General features: G+C 43.2%; 19 protein-coding genes and 4 pseudogenes. 17 read left to right on the top strand and 6 right to left on the bottom strand.

Annotated features, from left to right (window positions below):
• Positions 1-6: 6 nt before the first annotated feature.
• Complete coding sequence (locus LJE12_RS10235) at positions 7-228, bottom strand: hypothetical protein (RefSeq protein ID WP_227292185.1); 222 nt, start codon at positions 226-228, stop codon at positions 7-9.
• A gap of 218 nt (positions 229-446) precedes the next feature.
• Between LJE12_RS10235 and LJE12_RS10230 the strand changes: the two are divergent.
• The 9 genes and pseudogenes from LJE12_RS10230 to LJE12_RS10190 all read left to right on the top strand — a co-directional run bounded on the left by LJE12_RS10230 (position 447) and on the right by LJE12_RS10190 (position 6,071).
• Positions 447-860: pseudogene (locus tag LJE12_RS10230) on the top strand (sigma-70 family RNA polymerase sigma factor).
• A 95-nt stretch (positions 861-955) separates the two neighbouring features.
• Positions 956-1,078, top strand: a pseudogene (locus LJE12_RS20650) (tyrosine-type recombinase/integrase); the annotation flags it as partial.
• Between the two features lie 52 nt (positions 1,079-1,130).
• Positions 1,131-1,319 carry a helix-turn-helix domain-containing protein gene (locus LJE12_RS10220; RefSeq protein ID WP_002596317.1) on the top strand — a complete coding sequence of 63 codons (189 nt, stop codon included), beginning with the start codon at positions 1,131-1,133 and terminating at the stop codon, positions 1,317-1,319.
• Positions 1,312-2,004 carry a response regulator transcription factor gene (locus tag LJE12_RS10215; RefSeq protein WP_055060323.1) on the top strand — a complete coding sequence of 231 codons (693 nt, stop codon included), beginning with the start codon at positions 1,312-1,314 and terminating at the stop codon, positions 2,002-2,004. The genes LJE12_RS10220 and LJE12_RS10215 overlap by 8 nt, the downstream gene beginning before the upstream one ends.
• A gap of 5 nt (positions 2,005-2,009) precedes the next feature.
• Positions 2,010-2,927: a sensor histidine kinase gene (locus LJE12_RS10210; RefSeq protein WP_118521801.1), complete on the top strand. Its 918-nt coding sequence runs from the start codon at positions 2,010-2,012 to the stop codon at positions 2,925-2,927.
• 135 nt (positions 2,928-3,062) lie between these two features.
• Complete coding sequence (locus LJE12_RS10205; RefSeq protein WP_227226917.1) at positions 3,063-3,989, top strand: ABC transporter ATP-binding protein; 927 nt, start codon at positions 3,063-3,065, stop codon at positions 3,987-3,989.
• Positions 3,982-4,776 carry an ABC transporter permease gene (locus tag LJE12_RS10200; protein ID WP_227226916.1) on the top strand — a complete coding sequence of 265 codons (795 nt, stop codon included), beginning with the start codon at positions 3,982-3,984 and terminating at the stop codon, positions 4,774-4,776. The genes LJE12_RS10205 and LJE12_RS10200 overlap by 8 nt, the downstream gene beginning before the upstream one ends.
• 12 nt (positions 4,777-4,788) lie before the next feature.
• On the top strand, positions 4,789-5,604 hold the full coding sequence (locus LJE12_RS10195) for an ABC transporter permease (RefSeq protein ID WP_227226915.1): 816 nt from the start codon (positions 4,789-4,791) through the stop codon (positions 5,602-5,604).
• Positions 5,605-5,609: 5 nt separating this feature from the next.
• Complete coding sequence (locus LJE12_RS10190) at positions 5,610-6,071, top strand: hypothetical protein (protein WP_144364749.1); 462 nt, start codon at positions 5,610-5,612, stop codon at positions 6,069-6,071.
• Here the strand turns inward: LJE12_RS10190 and LJE12_RS10185 are convergent.
• Positions 6,040-6,291, bottom strand: a complete 252-nt coding sequence (locus LJE12_RS10185; RefSeq protein WP_227226914.1) for a hypothetical protein — start codon at positions 6,289-6,291, stop codon at positions 6,040-6,042. The two genes, LJE12_RS10190 and LJE12_RS10185, sit on opposite strands and share 32 nt — an antisense overlap.
• A gap of 218 nt (positions 6,292-6,509) precedes the next feature.
• Between LJE12_RS10185 and LJE12_RS10180 the strand changes: the two genes are divergently transcribed.
• Positions 6,510-6,869, top strand: coding sequence for a sigma-70 family RNA polymerase sigma factor (locus tag LJE12_RS10180; protein WP_320055414.1), 360 nt, complete (start codon positions 6,510-6,512; stop codon positions 6,867-6,869).
• Here LJE12_RS10180 and LJE12_RS10175 read toward each other — a convergent pair.
• A pseudogene (locus tag LJE12_RS10175) lies at positions 6,806-7,258 on the bottom strand (IS110 family transposase); the annotation flags it as partial. The gene LJE12_RS10180 and the pseudogene LJE12_RS10175 overlap by 64 nt on opposite strands.
• Positions 7,259-7,509: 251 nt before the next feature.
• Here LJE12_RS10175 and LJE12_RS10170 point away from each other — a divergent pair.
• Positions 7,510-8,091: a PBECR4 domain-containing protein gene (locus LJE12_RS10170; protein ID WP_227226912.1), complete on the top strand. Its 582-nt coding sequence runs from the start codon at positions 7,510-7,512 to the stop codon at positions 8,089-8,091.
• 67 nt (positions 8,092-8,158) lie between these two features.
• Here the strand turns inward: LJE12_RS10170 and LJE12_RS10165 are convergent, their stop codons facing one another.
• The 3 genes and pseudogenes from LJE12_RS10165 to mobC form a co-directional block, all read right to left on the bottom strand.
• Positions 8,159-8,368 carry a DUF6219 family protein gene (locus LJE12_RS10165; protein WP_118331152.1) on the bottom strand — a complete coding sequence of 70 codons (210 nt, stop codon included), beginning with the start codon at positions 8,366-8,368 and terminating at the stop codon, positions 8,159-8,161.
• A 156-nt stretch (positions 8,369-8,524) separates the two neighbouring features.
• Positions 8,525-8,899, bottom strand: a complete 375-nt coding sequence (locus LJE12_RS10160) for a hypothetical protein (RefSeq protein WP_227226911.1) — start codon at positions 8,897-8,899, stop codon at positions 8,525-8,527.
• Positions 8,877-9,095: pseudogene (gene mobC / locus LJE12_RS10155) on the bottom strand (plasmid mobilization relaxosome protein MobC); the annotation flags it as partial. The pseudogene mobC and the gene LJE12_RS10160, both read right to left, overlap by 23 nt.
• Before the next feature lie 20 nt (positions 9,096-9,115).
• Between mobC and LJE12_RS10150 the strand changes: the two are divergent.
• The 6 genes from LJE12_RS10150 to LJE12_RS10125 all read left to right on the top strand — a co-directional run bounded on the left by LJE12_RS10150 (position 9,116) and on the right by LJE12_RS10125 (position 14,581).
• Positions 9,116-10,141, top strand: coding sequence for an ABC transporter ATP-binding protein (locus LJE12_RS10150; RefSeq protein ID WP_442860796.1), 1,026 nt, complete (start codon positions 9,116-9,118; stop codon positions 10,139-10,141).
• A 453-nt stretch (positions 10,142-10,594) separates the two neighbouring features.
• On the top strand, positions 10,595-11,980 hold the full coding sequence (locus LJE12_RS10145; protein ID WP_022380061.1) for a sodium-dependent transporter: 1,386 nt from the start codon (positions 10,595-10,597) through the stop codon (positions 11,978-11,980).
• Between the two features lie 33 nt (positions 11,981-12,013).
• A complete protein-coding gene (locus tag LJE12_RS10140; RefSeq protein ID WP_195982497.1) occupies positions 12,014-12,199 on the top strand; it encodes a 4Fe-4S dicluster domain-containing protein in 186 nt (61 codons plus the stop codon).
• A gap of 36 nt (positions 12,200-12,235) precedes the next feature.
• A complete protein-coding gene (gene thiE, locus LJE12_RS10135; protein WP_008705937.1) occupies positions 12,236-12,874 on the top strand; it encodes a thiamine phosphate synthase in 639 nt (212 codons plus the stop codon).
• Between the two features lie 22 nt (positions 12,875-12,896).
• A complete protein-coding gene (thiD, locus tag LJE12_RS10130; protein WP_227226910.1) occupies positions 12,897-13,706 on the top strand; it encodes a bifunctional hydroxymethylpyrimidine kinase/phosphomethylpyrimidine kinase in 810 nt (269 codons plus the stop codon).
• A gap of 8 nt (positions 13,707-13,714) precedes the next feature.
• Positions 13,715-14,581, top strand: coding sequence for a patatin-like phospholipase family protein (locus tag LJE12_RS10125; protein ID WP_182438140.1), 867 nt, complete (start codon positions 13,715-13,717; stop codon positions 14,579-14,581).
• Positions 14,582-14,670 lie beyond the last annotated feature (89 nt).

The raw sequence follows: 14,670 nt of genomic DNA, 5'->3' as shown, positions 1-14,670 counted from the left end.
CATATGTTAATCTGCCGGACGACGGCAAAAGAAAAAAAGCCGTCGTACAGCAGACATATTTTCACGCGCCTTATGAAACGGCGGCTTTGATTTCAGAGCCGCCGTTTCTTTGCGTTTGTACAAACCTATGACGACTTGCAGGGACACGGTAGCCGATTGGAGGTTATTTTGCCGTGTCTCGTTTGCTTTTTCAAAGCCCACATGATCTACATCAGTTAAAAAAAGCATTGCTCCTCCTCCGGGCAAGTATAACATTGCATCGGCATTATCGTTCCATGTAATTCAGTATAATAATGGCTGTTCTTGGCGCGCCAGTTTTCCCTCACGGAAATCTGGCGTTTTTTGTTGCCATTTTTTCGGAGATGACCCGGTTGTCTGCCGGTGTCGGTCTCCGCCTCCATTCGATTCACCCGTCAATCACCCGTGAATCGAAATGGAGGTACATAATGAAGAAAATTAACCTTCGGGAACTTTATCGTGATGTTTATACAACAGACTTTTTTGTAGATGTGACAGAGGAAGTAATGGAGACTATTCGGGCAGCTGAACGTGCGGAGGCTGCGTATGAGCGAAAGATGTATCGTTATAAAGCACAGTATTCTCTGGATTGCGAGAATGGCATTGAAAATGCGGTGCTGTTGAAGCCGCAAACACCGGAGATGCTTCTGGAGGAAAAACAGTTTCAGGAGTAGGTCTATGCCGCTGTGATGAAACTGCCAGAGAAACAGGCAAAGCGAATTTATGCCCGATACTATCTGGGAATGAAGGTAAATGAAATTGCCGAAGTAGAAGGTGTAGACCCAAGCCGTGTCCGAGACAGTATCCGCCGTGGATTAAAGCAGCTTGTAAAATATTTTTGATAAAATTTCATTTGATGCGCCTGTTTTTTGCCTTTTTTGTCAGTGTTAATAAGAAGGACAAGTTTTCCTCCTTCATCAGTACATATGGCACAGTTATGAAAAGAGGTGTCCTATATTATAGGACCAGAATCAAAGACGCTAATGGTAAGTTCGTAGCTATCTACGCAAAAACACCTGAAGAACTATACAACAAAGAAACGCTTGCGTTGGAACAGATAAACTTGTATTGTTCGAGACAAAGAACTATAATGTACTCTGTGGAGGTGCATAATGGATTATATGACACTAAAAGAGGCCGCCGAAAAATGGGGCGTGACACCTCGTAGAGTAAATTACTATTGCGCTGCTGGGCGTATCCCCGGCGCTGTAAAGATGGCTGGTGTTTGGCTGATCCCAAAGAACGCAGAAAAGCCGATTGACGGAAGGACAAAACAAGGGAAGGGGTTGCACCATGAATAAAATCCTGATTATAGATGATGACAGAGAACTGTGCGCTTTGATTAAACGTAGCGTACAAGCAGAAAACATAGAAGCTGATTTTTGTAATACCGGAAAAGAGGGCTTACAAAAATTAAGAGAGCAGGAGTATCAGCTTGTGGTGCTGGATGTGATGATGCCTGGTATGGATGGCTTTGAAACGCTGGAAGAAATCCGCAAAGAGAACAGTCTGCCGATTTTGATGTTCACATCTAAAAATGACAGCATTTCTAAAGTACGGGGCTTACGGGCCGGAGCGGACGATTATCTTACAAAACCGTTTGATATGGATGAACTGATTGCCCGTATTGCGTCTCTTATTCGCCGCTACACTCGCTTTAATCAGCAAGCTGGAGCCATACAAAAGCTAAATTTTGACGGATTGCAGATTGACCTTGAAAATCGTTCTGTTACTACATCAAACGGCACTTTTGAACTGCCCCCAAAGGAATTTGATTTGCTCCTGTACTGTTCAAAACATCAAGGGAAAATTTTGACCAAACAGCAGATTTATGAGGAAGTATGGGGCGAAGAATATTTCTATGATGACAGTAACATTATGGCGATTATCAGCCGACTTCGTAAAAAATTAGAAGTCAATCCTTCAAGTCCAAAGTATATACAAACGGTCAAAGGGATTGGCTACCGGTTTAATAAGGAGGTGTAGTCAGCATGGAAATTATCGTATTCTTGTCCATTGTGATTGCTGTTGGGGCTGTATTGACTTCCATCGTTCTCGTTCGGCGTGTAAAAAAACAAATAGCAGAAATGACCGATGTGCTGGTTGATGTGAAAAACGGAAATGGCAACCGGCGTATTCTATCTGCAACAAATGAACTGACAGCACCTCTTGCCTATGAAATTAATGAGATCGTTGTGGCCTATGAAAGCAGACTTTCAACTGTACGGCAGACAGAAGAAACCAACCGCCAGCTTATGACGAGCCTTTCCCATGACGTGCGAACGCCCCTTACTACTCTGCTTGGGTATCTTGACGCTGCACACAAAGGACTGGTCACAGGAAAAGACCGGGATGATTATATTGAAACCGCCCGTCGGAAAGCTCATGATCTGAAAGAATACATTGATGTACTTTTTGACTGGTTCAAGTTAAATTCCAACGAGTTTGCTTTGGAGATCCAGAGCGTTGAGGTCGCAGAGCTGACAAGAAATATTCTGATCGACTGGATACCGATTTTTGAGGATAAACAGGTTAATTATGACATTGATATTCCTGAACAGCCTGTCCGGGTAAGATTAGATATGGATAGCTATATGAGGATCATCAATAACCTTATTCAAAATGTAATCGCTCATAGCCATGCAGACAAAATTAAAATTTCCCTGTCGAAGAAGGAAAACAGTATGGAGCTGTTGCTGGCGGATAATGGAGTGGGAATTGAGAAGGAAGATTTGAAACACATTTTTGAACGGCTCTATAAGTGTGACAAAGGACGGTCTGAAAAAGGAAGCGGTCTTGGTCTTTCTATTGTCCATCAGCTTGTAGAAAAGATGGGTGGGAGTATAACAGTTGAAAGTTTGCCGGGAAAAGGAACTGAATTTATGTTGCTTTTTCCTTTGGAGAGTTAAGCGGGTTCCCGTCTTTATGGCGGGAGCCTTTGTCATTTTAGCCGAATTTCAAATTGCAAGGTTAATGCAAGGTTGCGGCAAGGTTAATGCAAGGTTGGCATGATAGAATACCTTACAGAACAGGAGGTTTTGAATATGGATACAAATTATATCATTGAAACAAAAAATCTGACAAAGCAATACGGCTCACAAAAGAGTGTGGCTGACTTAAATATCCATGTCAAGCGTGGGAGAATTTATGGTCTGTTGGGTAGAAACGGAGCCGGAAAAACCACAACTATGAAAATGCTGTTGGGCTTAACGAAGCCGACTTCCGGGGAGGTCAAAATCTGGGGAAAGTCTTTGCAAGGGAATGAAAAGAAGCTGTTGCCCCGTATCGGAAGCCTGATTGAGTCCCCCGGTTTTTATCCCAATCTGACCGGTACGGAGAACCTGCGTATCTTTGCTACCCTGCGTGGAGTACCAAACAATCATGCCATCAAAGACGCTCTGGATTTGGTCGGGCTACCTTACAAGGATAAAAAGCTGTTTTCGCAATACTCTCTTGGCATGAAGCAGCGGTTGGCGATTGCCCTTGCAGTCATGCACGATCCGGAGCTTTTGATTTTGGATGAGCCGATCAACGGTCTCGATCCCATCGGTATTGCAGAAGTGCGATCCTTTATCCGTGAGCTTTGCGACACAAGAGGAAAAACCATTTTAATCTCCAGTCACATTCTTTCGGAGATTTCCTTGCTGGCTGACGATATTGGAATTATTGACCACGGCGCATTGCTGGAAGAAGAAAGCCTTGCTGAGTTGGAGCAAAAAAGCAGTAAGCATATCCGTTTTACGCTCTCTGATACTGCACAGGCGGCAAGAATTTTGGAACGCAATTTCCATGAAAACCATTTCTCCATACAGGACGACCACAATCTGCGTCTGCACAACCTGGATCTGCCTGTGGGGAAAATTGTAACTGCCTTTGTAGAAAACGGATTGGAGGTATCGGAGGTGCATACTTGTGAAGAAAGTCTTGAAGATTACTTCAAGCGTGTGACAGGGGGAGAAGGAATTGCTTAAACTAATCAAATGCGAATTTTTGAAATTAAAACGGAAGCCATTGGTATTTATTTCCCTACTGCTTTCTGTTTTCATGCCATTGGCTTATGCTTTCTTTCTGGCAGATGTAAACACTGATGTGGATGCTGTAAATGGAGTGATGTCCAGCCTATTCCAGCTTAGTGCATATTTGCTTTTGATGCCGCTTCTTGTGATACTGGCTTCGAATCTGTTGTTTGAGGAATTTGATAATGACACACTGAAAAACCTTGTTACCGTACCGGTAAATAGAACCAAGCTGGTGCTGTCCAAGATGCTGGTTTTACTGTTGTTTGCCGTTGGCTTTATGGCAGTTGGAGGATTGGTAAATCTTGCGGTTTTGTTGTTTCAGGGTTGGGAACCGGTTGGGTTTTGGACCTTGTTTGGCGTTGGAATTGAAGAAGGGCTGATTATGTGGGTGGGCGCACTTCCCTGTATTCTGCTCGTTGTTCTTCTTAATAAAAACTATATCGTGTCTGTCGTGATTACCTTTTTCTATACGATTGCGAATTCTATCCTTTCCACGAACGATATGTTTCTCACACAGCCTTTTGGTTTGAACATAGGAACCCTGTTTCCGGGGCCGCTGGCCTTCCGCTGGACATTCCAATTTTATGACCAAAGCCAGACCAGTGCGGAGTTAGCAGATTTGTTGGAACGGGTCAGTCCGTATTTTCTGAATGGTGTTCAGGTATTCGGTGTGATTATTGCGGAAGCCATTGTATTTCTTGCGCTGATTGCATTTGTTTACCGGCGACAGGAAATCTAAGGGGGTGTGACTATGTGGAACTTATTAAAATCGGAATTACTGAAACTGCGCCGGTGCCAGATTCTTTTGGTAGGGCTGGTGGCGCTTGCACTCTGTCCTTTGGTTCAGTATGGAAGTCAGTTGATTGTGGAGGCAGAGTACCGAAATCCAAATTATGATTTTTCTGCACTATTTGAAAATGTTGTTTGGGGAAACACTCAGATATTCCTTCCAATTTCACTGGTAATGATCGGAGGATGGCTTATAGACAGAGAATCCACTCATGATACACTGAAAAACATCATGACAATTCCTGTTTCTATGCCGAAAATGTTGGGAGCTAAGTTACTTTTAGTCGGTATGCTTGCAGTTCTGCTGGGAATATACAGCGTTGGCATTACCTTGATTACTGGATTGACGGTTGGATTATCGGGACTGACAGCGGAAGTGTTTTTTCATGGAGGTACGCAGATCGTGTTAGCGGCTCTGACGACCTATTTGGTCTGTATGCCGCTGATCCTGATTTTTGGGCAGATCCGAGGGGCATATCTGGGCGGTTCCATTCTGGCGTTCTTCCTTGGATACAGCATGTTGTTTTTCAAAAGTGGTCTCCTTGCCAGCATCTATCCGTTCTCTGCTGCGCTGATTTTAGTGGGATTTGACATGAGTGAATATGCCGGAACAACCGCATCCTCAACCCCTCTGTTGGCGGTCATTGGGGTTGGCATCATGGTTCTCTGGGCGGTGCTGTTGTTACTGATGTCCAGTAACAAAAAAGAAATGAAATCCCGTAAACAGGCAAATGCCAAGGGAAAAGGAAAGCGTGCTGTACGCAGGAAAGGAAGGTGATAGCTGTGAAGAAAATAGTTTTATCATTATGCCTGATACTATTGGGTGCTTCTGTGCTTTCAGGTTGTACAAAAGACGAATTTCTCGATCAGTATAACAATATTGTTCAGTCTGCTGGTTCCATAGCGCTTACCGGAAATTCATCCTTACAAGGTACGAAAGAAAAAGGAATTGATGATTATACAGGAAGCTATACAGCCAACTATGAGGATTTTTCAGATACAGAGTATTTGTTCGGAGGAACTTCCATAAAGAGAGAATCCGGTAAGGAGCTGTCCATTGATTGCACCTTGGAGATTACGGAAGGTACTGCAAAAGTATTCTGGATTTCTGGATCTGATGAAGCAGTCACTTTGATTGAAGCAACCGGAACTTATAGTGACACAATTACACTTCCTGATGGTGGAAATTATATCGGCATTGAATGTGAGAATTTCACTGGAAACATTGAATTAAATATTGAATAATACTCTGCCGGACGACGGCAAAAGAAAAAAGCCGTCGTAGAGCAGACAATTTGACACGCCCATTTGAAACGGCGGCTTTGATTTTCAGAGCCGCCGTTTCTTTGCGTTTACACAAACCTATGACGACTTGCAGGGACACGGTAGCCGATTGGAGGTTATTTTGCCGTGTCTCGTTTGCTTTTTCAAAGCCCACATGATCTACATCAGTTAAAAAAAGCATTGCTCCTCCTCCGGGCAAGTATAACATTGCATCGGCATTATCGTTCCATGTAATTCAGTATAATAATGGCTGTTCTTGGCGCGCCAGTTTTCCCTCACGGAAATCTGGCGTTTTTTGTTGCCATTTTTTCGGAGATGACCCGGTTGTCTGCCGGTGTCGGTCTCCGCCTCCATTCGATTCACCCGTCAATCACCCGTGAATCGAAATGGAGGTACATAATGAAGAAAATTAACCTTCGGGAACTTTATCGTGATGTTTATACAACAGACTTTTTTGTAGATGTGACAGAGGAAGTAATGGAGACTATTCGAGCAGCTGAATGTGCGGAGGCTGCGTATGAGCGAAAGATGTATCGTTACAAGGCCCAGTATTCTCTGGATTGTGAGAATGGCATTGAAAATGCAGTGTTGCTGAAGCCACAAACGCCGGAGATGGTTCTGGAGGAGAAACAGTTCCAAGAGCAGGTCTATGCTGCTGTGATGAGGCTGCCAGAGAAACAGGCAAAGCGGATTTATGAGACGAGGTTTTTAGCTGTGGGGAAGACAGACATATCGCCTCCGATTTCAGAGAGCATCTGAATAGCAGTCATAGGGTTTTTATCGAATCCTGGTACGGTTCGAATAAGAGAAAGAGCATCTTCGTATTTTTCACTGAGACGAAGGATTTCCCGTTCTATTTCTGTTTTGTGCATTTCTAATTCATCGATGTGGCTGAGACATTGTCTGAGTTTTACTGCCTGTTCGTTAGAGACAGCACCATCTACTGCCGCCTGTATTTCTTCAATAGGAGTTTTACAGCGGCCATGTACAAAGGGTGCCACATCAAAGTATTCCCCAGGGTGTTGCAAGATCTGTTCTGTAATAGAACGGGAAGATTTACCAAATATATCAGAAAAGACATCATCTAATTTTAAGTTGGAAACAGTAAGATAGTTATGGGCACGGTTCTTCTCGCCTGTTATCATACAGATGAAATTCAGTTGACATATTCGTGGCGGCAAGTTAATATAATATTAACAACAGGCAACATGAGTGTCTGTCAAGCGTTGAAGTAAGGTGTTGTGCCAGAAGGCAGTGCCTTATCAGCTTTATAAGGGTTTAGCATTTACCACAATCTGGCTAGAGGGCAAAAGCTCTCAAAAGAAAATGCTGGGGGCTCTGCCAAGTGCAGGGCCTTTCTTAATTTTGTTATGAATAGAGGGAGTTGTAAAAAACATAGATGAGAACAGTAGTTGATTGTGTAGCATCATTTATTCCTCTCTTATCAACAGAGTATGAAATTGTTCTGGGAAGAAAAAATGTTGCGGTTAAACTTATAATAACGTTTGATAAGAAAGACTGCTTTCATTTGATGGGGTTACAATATCTTACGGATAGACCAGAGCTAAGACGTGATAGAGGAAAAATATTTGATGAAATTCAGAACGGTATTATAAAAAGAGAAAATATAGAGTCTTCGGATTTTTATCATAAAATACAAGATAGAGTACATTTCCTGCCACTACTTGAGGAAATACTTGATAGTAATGATACTGTTTTTAAGTATAATAAAAAGGCGAATGTCTATTCTATGATAGAAGCAGATTACTTAATGAAAAATCATATGGAAGGAAAAAATTTATTTTTGTTTTTATCTAATGCAAGAGATGATAGTTATTTTTGTCGTTCTTTTTTTCCAGAGGAGAAAATGGATTATACAAAGAATCAAGCTTCATGGACTCTCTTATATAAGAAAAAAAGAAATCTCATTGATGGATCAGAACATATATTATACGATAGATTGAAAAAAGATGTAAAATAGCAAGATTGCCTGATAGAAAATATTTATTCTATCAGGCAATCTTATGTAAACATTTCTATAGTGTTGATTATTCTGCGGATTCTTCAGAAACAGAATCTTTCTTTTTTCTGGATTTACCAGAAATCATTTTATGACCAGAGTAGATAGCCATAATCATACAGAGAAGAGAGCTGCAAGCAAAATATTTGTGAGCCGTTTTCATGTTTTTATAGCCGGTATAAAAGGTTCCAATCATGGCTGCCAATGCACCAAGTGACCAATATTTATGTGCTTTCATTTGAATATACCTCCTGCGTTTTTTATATAATACCTTTTTTTGGAAAGCATGAAAACAGGAAATTTATAAATTCTGCTCTTTCTTGATCTGCTGTTCCTGCTCATGACTTTTCCCAAGGATCATATCAATATTGGCAGACACGGTACGAAGCTCCCGTTAATAATCCCGGTGGTTAGAAAAATCTTCCCGTTGCATATCTCGCAATTCAATAAGCTGGTTTTTCTCAGCATAGAGGGCTGTCATGGAAGGCAGCTTATTTCCATCAGATTTTTCTTTCAGTGTCCGGAGAGCTGTATCGTAAAGGGAAAGCTCTGCCCTGTGTTCTTCGTAGAATTTATCCTTATTGCGGCTCTTATGGTAGTCGGCATATACGTTTTTGTGTGCAAGGTACTGTCCAGTGATATATTTTTTTCTGCCTGGATGAAGATAGCTGTACCGGTTTCTACTGATCTTGAAGATGATATGATATTTTTTATCGAGGATTTGTGCAAACTCTTGTATTGCCTGGTTAGAGGCAGCATGTGTGGGCATGGAACCGTAAGCTGCGTCTTTGTAACTGCCATATCTGCTCTAATCTCTCCCGGATCTCCTCCATGTCGGCCTGATAAGTGGGGCCGCCGGCGTTCACCCGCTTGGCAATTTGATTGATGTTCCGGCCGATGGAGCCCAGAGCCTTTGTCATCTCCTTGATGTCGGTGGTATCCACCTGGATGATGTATCCGTCAACTGGAAAAGAAACTGAACTATGTGGTGAAGTGTTCCTTCCGCAACGAGATCGCTCCCGGTGCTGCTACGACCACGGCCCAATTTATCCTTCGGTTTGGTCTTGTGGCGGTCATGTTGGTGGGAGGCATTCTGGTGACAGCCGGTTCGTTGTCCATTCCTATGTTTATTCTGTTTCTGTTGTTTGCAGGCCGCGTTTATGACCCCTTCACCAGTTGCTTCATGCTGATGGCAGAAGTGTTCTCTGCCCTTGTCAGCGTCAAGCGTATGAAGCAGATCGATGCGACCCCGGAGCAGACTGGCACCAATGTCTGCAATAACAAGGGCTACGACATTGAGTTTAAGAATGTAGTATTCTCTTACAATGAGGAGCCGGTTTTGAAGGGCGTATCCTTTGTGGCAAAGCAAGGCGAGGTCACGGCGCTGGTAGGCCCATCCGGCAGCGGCAAGTCTACCGCCTCCAAACTGGCGGCACGCTTTTGGGATGCGGACTCAGGAACCATTACCCTGGGCGGCGTGGATGTCAAAACGGTAGAACCGGAAACGCTGTTCAAGAATTATGCCATTGTATTCCAAAATGTCATGCTCTTTGATGAGACTGTCATGGAGAATATCCGGCTGGGCCGGGGCGATGCCACTGATGAGGAAGTTATGGCTGCGGCCAGAGCTGCCCAATGCGAGGAATTTATCCAGCGTCTCCCTCAAGGGTATCAGACGAACATCGGGGAAAACGGCAGCGCCCTGTCCGGTGGCGAGCGTCAGCGCATTTCGATTGCCCGCGCCCTGTTGAAAAATGCTCCCATTGTCCTGCTTGATGAAGCAACTGCTTCTATGGATGCCGAGAGTGAAACACTGATACAGGATGCCTTGTCGGTACTGCTGAAGGATAAGACGGTCATGGTGATTGCCCATCGCATGAGGACAGTGGCAAATGCTGATAAGATCGTGGTTCTGGACGACGGCAAGGTCAGTGAGATGGGTACACCTGCTGCACTGATGAAAAAGGGCGGTCTATATGCACAGCTTTTTGAATTACAGCAAGGAAAATAGAAAGGATATCTTATGGAACAACACTGGAAGTTAAAAGATTTAGGAAATATCAAGTAGGTATCAGAGAGATTATTGCCCGTTTAACAAGCAACAATCTCTTAAGTTAATGACATTGGGAGTGAACAGTAACCAAAAGTTTGACTTGATTCGAAAAAGTATATTGAGTATATTGCAAACAAAAAATGCATATGATATAATGCCAGTAGGCAAAATGATAAGGTTAAATTCATTTATAACACAGCAAAAGCCCCAGAGTTGCGACCTCTGAGGCTTTTAATATATACTGGGATAGTGGTGTGTGAACAGTAACAAATATGTTACAATTAAGTCTGTAATTATTATTAATCTTTGACATTCCCGCATCTTTTTGATACTATAGAATCAGTAAAAAACTAGCAGACCTCCCATGGGAGAAATCCTATGGGAGGTTTTTGTAACGAGGTGAGGTGTATAATGAAAAAAGAAAACAATTCTGCACATAACCATAACAGAGGAAGCTTTTCCGGAAGGATTGGCTATGTGCTGGCAGTTGCAGGTTCTGCAGTAGGACTGGGAAATATCTGGAGATTTCCATATCTTGCAGCGAAATATGGAGGCGGAATTTTCCTGCTGATCTATATTCTTCTGACAGCGTCATTTGGTTATGTACTGATCATGTCAGAAACAGCCCTTGGACGAATGACCAGAAAGAGTCCGGTAGGTGCATTTGAGCATTTTGGAAAAACGAAATCATTCAAAATCGGCGGATGGTTAAATGCAGTGATTCCAATGCTGATTGTTCCTTATTACAGTACGATTGGCGGATGGGTAATTAAGTATCTTGTGGAATATTTCAAAGGAAATGTCCAGGCAGTAGCGGAAGACGGATATTTTGGAAACTTTATTTCCGATTCCTGGCAGGTGGAACTCTGGTTTCTGGTATTTGCGGCGCTTGTATTCATCATCATTCTCGGTGGTGTACAGAACGGTGTAGAGAGAATGTCAAAGATCATGATGCCGGTTCTGGTAGTTCTGGCAGTCGTAGTTACAATCTATTCTGTCACACGTCCGGGCGCTGTTGAAGGTGTGAAATATTTCCTGATCCCGAATGTGAAAAATTTCTCCTGGATGACAGTAGTAGCAGCGATGGGACAGATGTTTTATTCTTTGTCCATTGCAATGGGAATCCTGTATACTTACGGTTCCTATGTCCGTAAAGATATGGATATCGAGAGATCTACCACACAGGTTGAGGTTTTCGATACAGGTATCGCAATCCTTGCAGGTCTGATGATCATCCCGGCGGTATTTTCATTCTCCGGTGGAAATCCTGAAACACTTCAGGCAGGACCATCTCTGATGTTTATCACATTGCCAAAAGTATTTGCAAGTATGGGATTTGGTACTGCAACAGGAATCGTATTCTTCATACTTGTATTACTTGCAGCCCTGACAAGTGCAGTTTCCCTGATGGAAACCAGTGTTTCCACATTCATGGATGAACTTCACTGGAGCCGTAAGAAATGCTGCGGTCTGATGGTCGTGATCATGATTGTACTTGGAACCGCATCTTCCATGGGATATGGACTTCTGGATTTCATTCGTATCTTTGGAATGAACTTCCTTGACTTCTTCGATTTTATAACAAACTCAGTAATGATGCCGCTGGCAGCACTTGCAACCTGTGTTCTGATTCTTCGTGTTGTTGGTATTGATGGAATGGTAAAAGAAATTGAACAGTCTTCTCCATTCCGCAGAAAGAAACTGTACAGAGTATTTATCAAATACTTTGCACCGATTTGTCTGATCATTATTTTGCTGAGTTCTATTGCAAACGTTTTGGGAATTATCAGTATGTAAAAAATATATGACTCTTTTTACAAAGAATGCAGCATGGATCAACTGCAAGACAAGAGAAGAAGCAACTGCACAGTTCATCAGGAAGAATGGCTGGTAGGCAAACATGGCAGGAAATCTGCCAATGAATGTGTGAAATGTGGTAAGTGCGAAGAAGTATGTCCGCAGCACATTAAGATCAGAGATGAGCTGGAGAAAATTGCAGCAGAACTTTTGGGGTAAATTGCTATAGATAAGAGTAGAAAAGAGGAGTGAAACATGAAATTCGATAAAGAGAAAATGCGCTTATACGCAATAACGGATCGTCACTGGCTTAATGGGCGGAGCCTTAAGGAAGTGGTAAAGGAGAGTCTGGATGGAGGCGTAACCTTTCTGCAGCTCAGAGATAAAAATTCAGATGATGAAACTTTCCTGCAGGAAGCAGCTGAACTTCAGGAATTATGCAGAGATTATAAGGTACCTCTGATCATAAATGACAATGTGGAAATTGCTTTGAAGATGAATGCAGATGGTGTTCATGTAGGGCAGAGTGATATGGAAGCAGGTGCTGTGCGTGAGAAACTTGGACCGGATAAAATCCTGGGAGTTTCGGCACGAACGGTAGAGCAGGCATTGCTTGCACAGGAGCGTGGTGCAGATTATCTGGGGGTGGGGGCAGTATTTGCAACCGGTTCAAAAGCAGATGCGGCAGAACTTCCCCATGAAACACTGAAGGCAATCTGTGAAGCGGTATCTATCCCTGTGGTGGCAATCGGGGGGATCACAGCAGAAAATATATCTCAGTTAAAGGGAACAGGGATTTGCGGTGTGGCAGTGATCAGTGCCATTTATGCTCAGAATAACATTAAAGAAGCAGCAGAAGAACTGAAAGAGGCAGTAGATAAGATTGTATTATAGCAGAAATGAGAGGAAGACAATTATGAGAACTGCACTGACGATCGCAGGAAGTGATTCCAGCGGAGGCGCCGGAATCCAGGCAGATATTAAGACAATGATCACAAATGGTGTATATGCAATGAGTGCCATTACCGCATTAACTGCACAGAATACAACCGGTGTACAGGCAATATTAAATGTAACACCGGAATTTCTGGGGCAGGAACTGGATTCTGTTTTTCAGGATATTTATCCGGATGCGGTAAAAATCGGAATGGTATCAGATAAAGATCTGATTCATGTAATAGCAGAGAAACTGAAACAATATAAAGCGGAAAACATTGTTGTGGATCCTGTTATGGTTGCAACAAGCGGTGCCAAGCTGATCAGTGATGATGCAGTGGAGATATTGAAGCAGGAACTGTTTCCACTGGCTGATGTGCTTACTCCGAATATTCCGGAGGCAGAGGTTCTGGTTGAAATGTCAGTGACCAATGCAGAGGAAATGATAGAGGCTGCCGGAAAGATTTCTGAGACATATCATTGTGCAGTACTTTGCAAAGGCGGACACAGCATTAATGATGCAAATGATCTGCTTTACTATGATGGAAAATATTGCTGGTTTGAGGGAAAGCGTATCGATAATCCAAACACACATGGAACAGGCTGTACGTTGAGCAGTGCCATTACTTCCAATCTTGCAAAGGGATATGACCTGCAGACTGCTGTAAAACGTTCCAAACAGTATATTTCAGGAGCACTGGCGGCAATGCTTGACCTGGGAAAGGGAAGTGGCCCTATGGATCATGGATTTGCAATCCGAAATGAATATGTGAAAGAAAGTGAAAAGTGAGAATAGCTATGGAAGACAACAAAAAGAAAGGCCTCGGAATGGTTCTGGAAGGTGGAGGTATGCGGGGACTGTATACAGCCGGAGTTCTGGATGAGCTGATGGAGCAGGGGATTTATGCAGATTCTACAGTTGGCGTTTCCGCCGGTGCAATTTTTGGATGTAATTATAAGTCCCGCCAGATTGGACGAACCCTTCGTTATAATACCAGATTCTGCAAGGATAAACGATATATGGGATTGAAAAGCTGGATCACTACCGGCGATCTTTACAGCAAAGATTTTGCATATGGGGAGGTGCCCTGGAAGCTGGATGTTTTTGACACAGAGACATTTGCCAGATCACCCATGAAGTTTACGGTTGTATGTACAGATATTGAAACAGGAAAACCCTGCTATCAGGAATGCAGAATGGGAGACAGGCTGGATGTGGAATGGATGCGCGCATCAGCTTCCCTGCCACTGGCCGCCAGACCGGTAAAGCTGAATGGAAGAATGTATCTGGACGGTGGTATCTCAGATCCGATTCCTGTAAACTGGATGCTTTCACAGGGGTATGAGAAAAATGTGGTAGTATGTACCCGTCATCCGGGATACAGAAAAGAACATAATAAGCTGATGCCGCTGATCCGGCTGAAGTTCAGGGAGTATCCGGAGCTTGTAAAGCTTCTGGATGAACGTCATATTCAGTATAATCGTATGCTGGATAAAATCGCATATCTGGAAAAAGAGGGCAGGATCCATGTTATCCGCCCGGACAGAGACATCAGTGCAAAACCGGTTGAGCGTGATCCCGCCCATTTAAAGGAGATTTATGAGGTGGGACGGAGAGTGATGAAAGCTGATATGGAGAAACTGAAGGCGTATTTGGCAGAGTAATGTTTAGTCTATCAGCAGGTAGCGAATCCGGTGATAGATTTCCATCTGATTGCAATTGACTTTGGGTGAGGAATTATGAACAGCAGCAA

The organism is Blautia sp. DFI.6.71 (genome assembly GCF_020593585.1).
Lineage (GTDB): Bacteria > Bacillota > Clostridia > Lachnospirales > Lachnospiraceae > Blautia_A > Blautia_A wexlerae.
This window is presented reverse-complemented; position numbering and strand designations above follow the sequence as displayed.

Bases quoted from the DNA above. Each gene is read 5' to 3' on its own strand.
- LJE12_RS10235 (WP_227292185.1), bottom strand. From the start codon at position 228: ATGCTTTTTTTAACTGATGTAGATCATGTGGGCTTTGAAAAAGCAAAC.
- LJE12_RS10220 (WP_002596317.1), top strand. From the start codon at position 1,131: ATGGATTATATGACACTAAAAGAGGCCGCCGAAAAATGGGGCGTGACA.
- LJE12_RS10215 (WP_055060323.1), top strand. From the start codon at position 1,312: ATGAATAAAATCCTGATTATAGATGATGACAGAGAACTGTGCGCTTTG.
- LJE12_RS10210 (WP_118521801.1), top strand. From the start codon at position 2,010: ATGGAAATTATCGTATTCTTGTCCATTGTGATTGCTGTTGGGGCTGTA.
- LJE12_RS10205 (WP_227226917.1), top strand. From the start codon at position 3,063: ATGGATACAAATTATATCATTGAAACAAAAAATCTGACAAAGCAATAC.
- LJE12_RS10195 (WP_227226915.1), top strand. From the start codon at position 4,789: ATGTGGAACTTATTAAAATCGGAATTACTGAAACTGCGCCGGTGCCAG.
- LJE12_RS10185 (WP_227226914.1), bottom strand. From the start codon at position 6,291: ATGCTTTTTTTAACTGATGTAGATCATGTGGGCTTTGAAAAAGCAAAC.
- LJE12_RS10180 (WP_320055414.1), top strand. From the start codon at position 6,510: ATGAAGAAAATTAACCTTCGGGAACTTTATCGTGATGTTTATACAACA.
- LJE12_RS10170 (WP_227226912.1), top strand. From the start codon at position 7,510: ATGAGAACAGTAGTTGATTGTGTAGCATCATTTATTCCTCTCTTATCA.
- LJE12_RS10165 (WP_118331152.1), bottom strand. From the start codon at position 8,368: ATGAAAGCACATAAATATTGGTCACTTGGTGCATTGGCAGCCATGATT.
- LJE12_RS10160 (WP_227226911.1), bottom strand. From the start codon at position 8,899: ATGCCCACACATGCTGCCTCTAACCAGGCAATACAAGAGTTTGCACAA.
- LJE12_RS10145 (WP_022380061.1), top strand. From the start codon at position 10,595: ATGAAAAAAGAAAACAATTCTGCACATAACCATAACAGAGGAAGCTTT.
- LJE12_RS10140 (WP_195982497.1), top strand. From the start codon at position 12,014: ATGGATCAACTGCAAGACAAGAGAAGAAGCAACTGCACAGTTCATCAG.
- thiE (WP_008705937.1), top strand. From the start codon at position 12,236: ATGAAATTCGATAAAGAGAAAATGCGCTTATACGCAATAACGGATCGT.
- thiD (WP_227226910.1), top strand. From the start codon at position 12,897: ATGAGAACTGCACTGACGATCGCAGGAAGTGATTCCAGCGGAGGCGCC.
- LJE12_RS10125 (WP_182438140.1), top strand. From the start codon at position 13,715: ATGGAAGACAACAAAAAGAAAGGCCTCGGAATGGTTCTGGAAGGTGGA.